This window comes from Spirillospora sp. NPDC046719 (assembly GCF_040645715.1).
In the GTDB taxonomy this organism is placed as follows: domain Bacteria; phylum Actinomycetota; class Actinomycetes; order Streptosporangiales; family Streptosporangiaceae; genus Spirillospora.
Genome location: NZ_JBEYYT010000031.1, coordinates 37405 through 44607, shown reverse-complemented (window position 1 = coordinate 44607; position 7203 = coordinate 37405). Strand labels below are relative to the sequence as shown.

Here is a 7203-nt window from a genome sequence, read left to right as displayed (position 1 = left end):
CGGGCCGGTCCCGGCGGGCCGTCGACGTCCGCACCAGGAGCGGCGGCGGCGCCGGGCAAGATATGGATATCGCACCTGTTATGGATCGGGCGCGATCCGTCCAATAGGCGCCACCGCAGGTCAGGGCGGGTCCAGGGCGACGCCGGCGCGGCGCGGCCGGCGGCGCGCGCATCGGCGGACATGGCGGCGAACACGGCGGTGGACGCGGCAGACGCGGCGCGCGCAGCCATGGACACGGCGCGCGCGTCAGCGCTCGCGGCGGACGGGGCGGCGAAGTTGATGCGGGAGATCTCGGGGGTGTCCAGCGCGGCTGTTTCCGAACTGGACGTATGCGAGCAAGTATTCGCCGAGCTGGCCCAAGACGGCCCGGCCGCAGCGCGGCCTGCAACAAAGACTCCGACACGGCGCGTAGGCCAGACACCGCGGCGGTTGATCGGGGTTGCGTTGATGGTGCTGCCAGCCGCGCATCGGTCCCGCTATCGGGAAGAGTGGCTGGGCCTGCTGACCGAGTTGCCAACCCGGCGAGCACGAGCCCGGCAGGTGCACTCGCTGCTGGCCGGGACACCTCGCCAAAGCTGGACACTGCGGCGACCGCTGACCTGCCGCCGACGCGCCTAACCGCCCGAGCCATCCTCGACCTCGGATCACGGCTGGGTCATCCACTTCGGCATCACCCGCCCCGCACCGCGCCCCTGACTAGCCTGATCCCTCATTGGCGCCGACGACACGCTTGTTAACGGCACCCCTACTGAGACGACGAAGCGCCGCCCCGCACCCGGCGGTGCGGCGCTGTGCCGCTGTTGGGGCCTGGTGGCAGAGGCTGAGTTCCAGCTCCCGCGCGCGGTTCTCGGCCAAGGCCGGGTGCCGTTAACGAACGTGCCACCACCCGCAAACGAGCTGTCATCGGCAGCGAGAACGTCGGCGACCTCGGCCTGCGATGTCAGCGGATCGGCAGCGAGAACGTCAGTGATCGGCCGGACAAGTCGTAGCCGCTGCGGGGCGTTGACCACCATAAGGACGCCGGCGGGCAGCTCCTGGTGCAGTGCGCCGACCTTGAATCCGCGTCCGCACGTCCCGGCATGACCTAACCGTGCAACGGCCATGGCACAGACGAAACCACTCAAAAGCGCACTCATTGCAACAATGGGACTACTTTGAGTTATCACTGTTTCGGGGGCCCAGGTCAGCGCCCTGCCCAAAGGAGGGACACCTCAGATGCCGCACCTGATCGTCAGGCTCGACCGTGTCGAGTGCGCCGACACCGAGACCATCACTGGCGCCGACAAGTTCTACCTCATGGGCGCCTGCTGGGTCGGCACCAAGGAGGAGAACCACACCAAGTCCATCCTCACCCCGCCCGTCAGCATCCAAAACGGTCAAACCCGCCACTTCGGCAACGACGCGCTGATCTTCGACGATGAGGTGGACGAGGACGACACCATGGTCCTCACCTTCGCCGGCTACGACCGGGACGGGGACAACTTCGCCACCAACGCCACCGATATGCAGAAGACACTGGCCGAATCCGTGGCCACAGCCATCCACTACCTCCCGTTCAAGTCAGCACCGCAGGTCAGCGAGGTGCTGAGCTATGCCGTCAAATACGGCGGTGGCATGATCAAGGCCTTCGACAAAGACGACAAGCTCGGAGAGCTCAAACTCGACACCCCGGTCAAGGACATCGGCGTCGACGACTACCGGATGGTCCACTGGTACGAAGGCGGCCTCGGCTGGTCCACCTGGGACTACAAGGTCCACTACCAGCTGCACTACACGGACTACTGACACGCAGCGCCCGCCACCCCGCCCGACCCCGCCGGCCAACACCAGAAACCCCGGCCAACTACGGCTACAGGTCGTCCAGGTCGGGGTCGCGCCAGGCTGCCAGGGCGCGACACTCGAACGGGTCGGACAACTCGAAGACGACCGGTGCCGAGGGTTCAGGCGCCGGAGTTCGTCGGCCGCGCTCCTCAGCGCCCGGGCGCTCGACGTCCACGGCGGGGGTCCCAACGATCTGCACGCATCCCGGGCATGGTTCAGTGGCGAAGGTTCGCTGCTCGGCGGGATGAACGAGCACGGGCCTCGATCGCTCCTCGTCTCAGGACGAACCGGATTCATAAGGCTTCCAGGAAGCCGCCGCCGTCGACCGGGTCTTGTGGATGGGCCCATCGGTGTAGGTGACCGCGTGCCCGGAACCGCCCCAGCGGCCGAGCTGACGAAGCAGCTCCGGGGTCGGCTGGCGGCATATGCATCGCTCGATGGTGTGACGATGCCCAGCCCGACATGGCTGGTCACAGCGAAAGCTGCTTCATACCCGCGACCGCGCCCAAACAGAACAACGCCAGTGGCTGGGAGAGCAGTCGGCACTGGCGAGACCCCACGCCATGTCCACGCCAAGCAAGCTCGAGCCGGAGACCGGCCCGGCGGGTGAACAACCGGCTCAGCGCCATGACACAAGCCACCATGCCGGGATCCGACCGCCGCCAGGTTTCTCGTCCTCTCAATGGGAGGCAGCGGGCGGGCGTCAACGGCGGGAGGGGTCGGTGTGCATTCGTGGTCTGGCCACACCGACGCTCGCCGCAGCCGTCAAAGAGGTCCCAAGGCTCACTCCTCGCGCGCCGATCGGGTGTCTCTGCGGCGACGCCGGATGCGAGCAACCGGCCTCGGCCCTCGGTTCTCCCACGCGGGGTGTGAGGGGCTCACCTGCGCAGCCGCGCGAAGAAGGCGGCCAATTCGTCGGTCGCCGCCAGAGGCATGACATGCGCGACATACTGATCTGGTCGCACGAGGACAACGGCACCACCACGGTCGATCGTGCGGGCTTCGAAGATGTCGTCCTCCGGCATCGTGGCGTGGACTCGCTCGAGGTCGGCCAGAGCGAAGGGACCGACCCTCGGCTTGAAGACCTCGGGCACCTGCGAGAGTTCGATCGCGTGGTGGGCTTGCTGGTAGACGATCTCAAGGTCGAACCAGTCGTGGGGCCTGACGCCTTTCGGAAGTCCGGTGAACGGCGAGTCGGAGGACGTGGTGAGCCATTCCGCGAGATCGGCGACTGCGGAGCCGGCGCCGCCGGGTGCCGCCTCGTCCGCGAACACGTAGATCCTCCAGCGCCCGTCGGCAGTCGCTTGATGCCCCAGATGCACGGGATTGGTGTCGGCCACGCGTCGTACCCTCGCGGAGGCGAAGCGCTGCCCGATCGGGAAGCCCTTGGCCAGGTCACGGTGCATCGGGCGGCCGACGATCATCGATGGGGCGTATTCCGTCCGGAATCCGGTGCGGAACTCCTCCGTGGACTTGAAGTACTCCGGCAACTCCGCGGCGTCGGCGAACTCGTCGGCCTTCTTGGCCATCATCGACGACCACGCCTTGTCGAAGTCGATCAGGTTCTTCGCGATGACCTTGCGTTCCGCGCCGTACGTGGTGAGCAGCGCCTCCGGCGCCCGTCCGTCCAGGACGTGGCCCAGCTTCCAGCCGAGGTTGAATCCGTCCTGCAGGGAGACGTTCATTCCCTGGCCGCCCTTGGCGCTGTGCGTGTGGCAGGCGTCGCCCAGGATGAACACGTGCGGCAGACGATCGCCGGTCTCCGTCGGCGGCACGTCGTCGAACTGATCGGCGAGCCGGTGTCCGACCTCGTAGACGCTGAACCAGGCCACCTTCTTCACGTCCAGCGAGTACGGATGCAGGATCGCGGCGGCCTTCGCTATGACGGCCTCCACCGGCGTACCGCGCACCTTTCCCGCGTCGTCGGCGGGGACCTCGCCCAGGTCGACGTATAGGCGGAACAGGAACCCGCCTTCGCGGGGAATGACCATCATGTTGCCGCCGCTGCTCGACTGGATGGTCGACAGCAGTCGGATGTCGGGGAAGTCGGTGTCGGCCAGGATGTCGAGAACGCCCCACGCATGGTTCGCGCTGTGGCCCTCGAACCGGCAGCCGATCGTCTGGCGCACCCTGCTGTGCGCGCCGTCGGCCCCGACGAGGTACTTCGCACGGACCTGGAATTCCTTGCCGGCGGTCTCTCCCGCGGAGTAGGCCAGGGTGGCGAGGACCGGGTGCTCGGTTCCGGGGAGGACCTGGTGGCTCACGTACTCCACGCCGAAGTCCGGGCGCATCCTGGTCGGCGAGTTCGCCATGAACTCGGCGAAGTAGTCGAGTACGCGCGCCTGGTTGACGAGGATGTGCGGGAACTCGCTCAGACCTTTGGGGTCGTCGGGCGACCGGCCGGCCCTGGCGATGTGCGTGGGATCGTCCGGGTCCGGCTGCCAGAAGGCGAACTCGGTGACGTGGTGCGCCTCGGCGGCCAGCCGGTCCGCGAAGCCGAACGCTTGGAAGGTCTCGACACTCCGCGCCTGGAGCCCGTCGGCATGACCGGTCTGCAGGCGCCCCGCGCGGCGCTCGATGATACGCGTGCTGATCCGGGGGAACTGCGAGAGCTGGGCCGCGGTGATCATTCCGGCCGGTCCGGTGCCCACGATGAGAACGTCGACCTCGTCGGGCAGGCCGTCGGGACGGTCCAGCCCGACACCGGCGGCAAGCTGGACGCGGGGATCGCCCGAGACGTATCCGAAGTGATGGAACTGCATGCCGGTCTCACTCCTGCCCGGTGCCGGGCGCCTGGTCCTCTGCCGGGATGCCAGGGCGCACCTGCTCGCACCAGACGTCCCACGCTCGGACGGCCTGGCCGCTGATGGTCGCGTTCGCCGCCGCCGCTTCGCCGGCCGAGAGGTACCGCGGACTTCCGAGAGCGAGCGCCGTGGCCTGGGCATGCGCGTTGGCCTCGGTGTAGACCGCCCGGTAGACGACCTCCTGAAGCGAACCGCCGACGGCGACCGAGCCGTGGCCGCGCATCAGCGCGACGGGTGCGTCCCCGAGCGTCCTGGCGAGCGCGGCGCCGAGCGACGACGAGGTGATGAGCAGGTCGCTGGCGTCTCCGGCGACGTCGCTGATCTCGAAGACCGGTGTCGTCCGTCCCCCGAGGAACCCGGCCATGTGGAGGATCGGCCGCAATCCGGTGTCGACGACGCTGAAAGGCACGACCGAGGGCGAGTGGCTGTGGACGACCGCCATGACGTCCGGGCGGCGGCGGTAGATCTCGGCGTGGATGAAGCGTTCCAGGTAGGGGCGGCGCGGGTCGTCGGTGCGCCCGTCCAGATCGTGCTCGAGCAGGTCGGACGCGGTCACCGATCCCGGGGCCAGGTTCCGTGACAGCCAGAACGTGTCGGCGCGCGGGGCGGTCCGCACACTGACATGCCCGAAGGCGTCGAGGACGCCCTGGCGGACAAGGATGCGGTTCGCGGCGACCAGGTCCGTCGCCTGTGCCGCTGTGAGCGTGGTCATGAGGTCGGTACTCCGGGTGGTTCGTCGCGTGCGGTCATGAGCTGTGCGGTCATGAGCTGAGGAACACCACGCCGGCGCGCTCGGCCATGATGGGCTGGATGAGCTCGCGCACCACCTGCTGGTGGGCAGGGTGGTCACGGAACTCGAGATAGCCGGCCTCGTCGTCGAACTCGGTCAGCGAGGAGAACTCGAAGTTGTCCGGCCGGATCCGCAGGTCCCTGCCCATCCGCATCGACCGGATGGTGCCGATCTGGTTCCGCAGGGCCAGGAGGCCGTCGGCCATCCGCTGGATCTGCTCGTCTGTGGTGCCCTCGTGGAAACGCAGGGAGATCACGTGGTGGAGCATCATCGACCTCTGCGCGGGATGCTGACCGTCTTGGACTGTGTGAAGGAGAGGATCTCCTCGAGGCTCTCCTCCTTGCCCAGGCCCGAGGCCTTGACGCCGCCGAAGGGCAGTCCGGGGAAGTGACGCGAGGAGTCGTTGATCCACACGTATCCGGCCCGCAGATCCTCGGCGAACCGGTGCGCCCGGTCGACGTCCTGGGTCCACACGCTGGCGGTCAGGCCGTAGCGGACGCCGTTGGCCGTCTCGACCGCCTCGTCGTCGGTGTCGAAGGTGAGCACCGAGAGCACCGGACCGAAGATCTCCTCTTGGGCGATCGTCATGGCGGGCGTGACGCCGGAGAACACGGTGGGCGCGATGAACAGGCCTTCGGGCAGGTGAGCGGGGCGGCCACCACCGATGGCGACGACGGCTCCTTCCTCACGACCGATGCCGATGTAGCGGCCGACCCGCTCGAAGTGCTCGCGGGAGACGAGTGCGCCCATCTGGGTGGACTCGGAGACCGGCACGCCGACCTTGATCTGCTCGACGAGCTCGACGACGCGCGCCACTACCTGGTCGGCGATCGACCGGTGCACCAGGAGCCGCGAATTCGATCCGCAGGACTCGCCCTGGGTGGCGGTGAAGTTCATGCCGAACACGGCGCCCTGGGCGGCCGCCTCGAGGTCGGCGTCCTCCAGCACCACCATGGCGTTCTTGCCGCCGAGCTCCAGGCTCACGTGCTTGACGCCCACCCCTGCGGCGACCCGCTGGATGTCCCGCCCGGTGCGCTCGCTGCCGATGAACGCGATCCGCTCGATCTCCGGGTGGGCGGCGATCGCCACGCCCGGGGCCGGGCCGGCGCCGTTGACGATGTTGACCACGCCGGGAGGCAGCACCTCCGCGACCAGCTCGCCGAGCCGGATCGCCGACAGCGGTGCCTGCGGCGGCGGCTTGAGGATGACGGCGTTGCCCGCCATCAGCGGCGCGCCCAGCTTTCCCGCCCCGAAGAAGATCGGGTGGTTGAACGGGATGATCCGGCCGACGACCCCGTAGGGCTCGGGCCGCGAGTAGTGCAGACCGGTCCCGGCGCCCGGGTAGGTCTCGCCCTTGATCATCAGCGCCCAGTCGGCGAACATCTCGAGATGGTCGGCCGCCCACAGCGCGTCCTTGCGCATCGCGGTGACCGAGCTGCCGCCGTCGAGGGCGTCGAGCAGGCCGAGTTCGTCGGCATTGGCCCGGATGTGCGCGGCAAGCTCGCGGAGTGCCGAGGCCCGCCCCTGCGGCGAGTAGCGGCGCCAGCTCTCAAAGCCGCGCCGGCCCGACCGTACGGCGGCTTCGACGTCTGCCTCACCGCCGTCGGCGACCTCCGCCAGGGGCAGCTCGGTGGCCGGGTCGAACGTGGTGAAAGTCGCTCCGCTCGCGGCCGGGCGCAGCTCGTTGTCGATGAGCAGACCCCAATCGCGGGAGCGGATCGCCTCGAGCGTCGCCCGGTGCGGCGCGTACTCGTCCGAGTAGGGCGTCGTGGCAGTGGTTGACATGGG

Annotated in this window: 6 protein-coding genes; 2 read left to right on the top strand and 4 right to left on the bottom strand. The window is 68.5% G+C overall.

Annotation, left to right across the window (positions count from 1 at the left end):
* Positions 1–618 (top strand): hypothetical protein (locus tag ABZ914_RS08505; RefSeq protein WP_500192396.1); only part of this gene is annotated, 618 nt, incomplete at its 5' end.
* Between the two features lie 597 nt (positions 619–1215).
* Entirely contained in the window at positions 1216–1785 is a 570-nt protein-coding gene (locus ABZ914_RS08500; RefSeq protein ID WP_500192394.1) for a hypothetical protein, read from the top strand.
* A gap of 914 nt (positions 1786–2699) precedes the next feature.
* On the opposite strand, the gene ABZ914_RS08495 is transcribed toward ABZ914_RS08500, so the two are convergent.
* The 4 genes from ABZ914_RS08495 to ABZ914_RS08480 are packed head-to-tail and all read right to left on the bottom strand — an operon-like array spanning position 2700 to position 7200.
* Complete coding sequence (locus tag ABZ914_RS08495) at positions 2700–4583, bottom strand: FAD-dependent monooxygenase (protein ID WP_500192393.1); 1884 nt, start codon at positions 4581–4583, stop codon at positions 2700–2702.
* Between the two features lie 7 nt (positions 4584–4590).
* The gene (locus tag ABZ914_RS08490) at positions 4591–5337 is read right to left on the bottom strand and encodes a class II aldolase/adducin family protein (RefSeq protein WP_500192392.1); all 747 of its coding nucleotides are present in this window, start codon (positions 5335–5337) and stop codon (positions 4591–4593) included.
* A 49-nt stretch (positions 5338–5386) separates the two neighbouring features.
* Entirely contained in the window at positions 5387–5671 is a 285-nt protein-coding gene (locus ABZ914_RS08485; RefSeq protein ID WP_171069082.1) for a Dabb family protein, read from the bottom strand.
* Positions 5672–5682: 11 nt separating this feature from the next.
* Positions 5683–7200, bottom strand: coding sequence for an aldehyde dehydrogenase family protein (locus tag ABZ914_RS08480; RefSeq protein ID WP_500192391.1), 1518 nt, complete (start codon positions 7198–7200; stop codon positions 5683–5685).
* Positions 7201–7203: the final 3 nt, after the last annotated feature.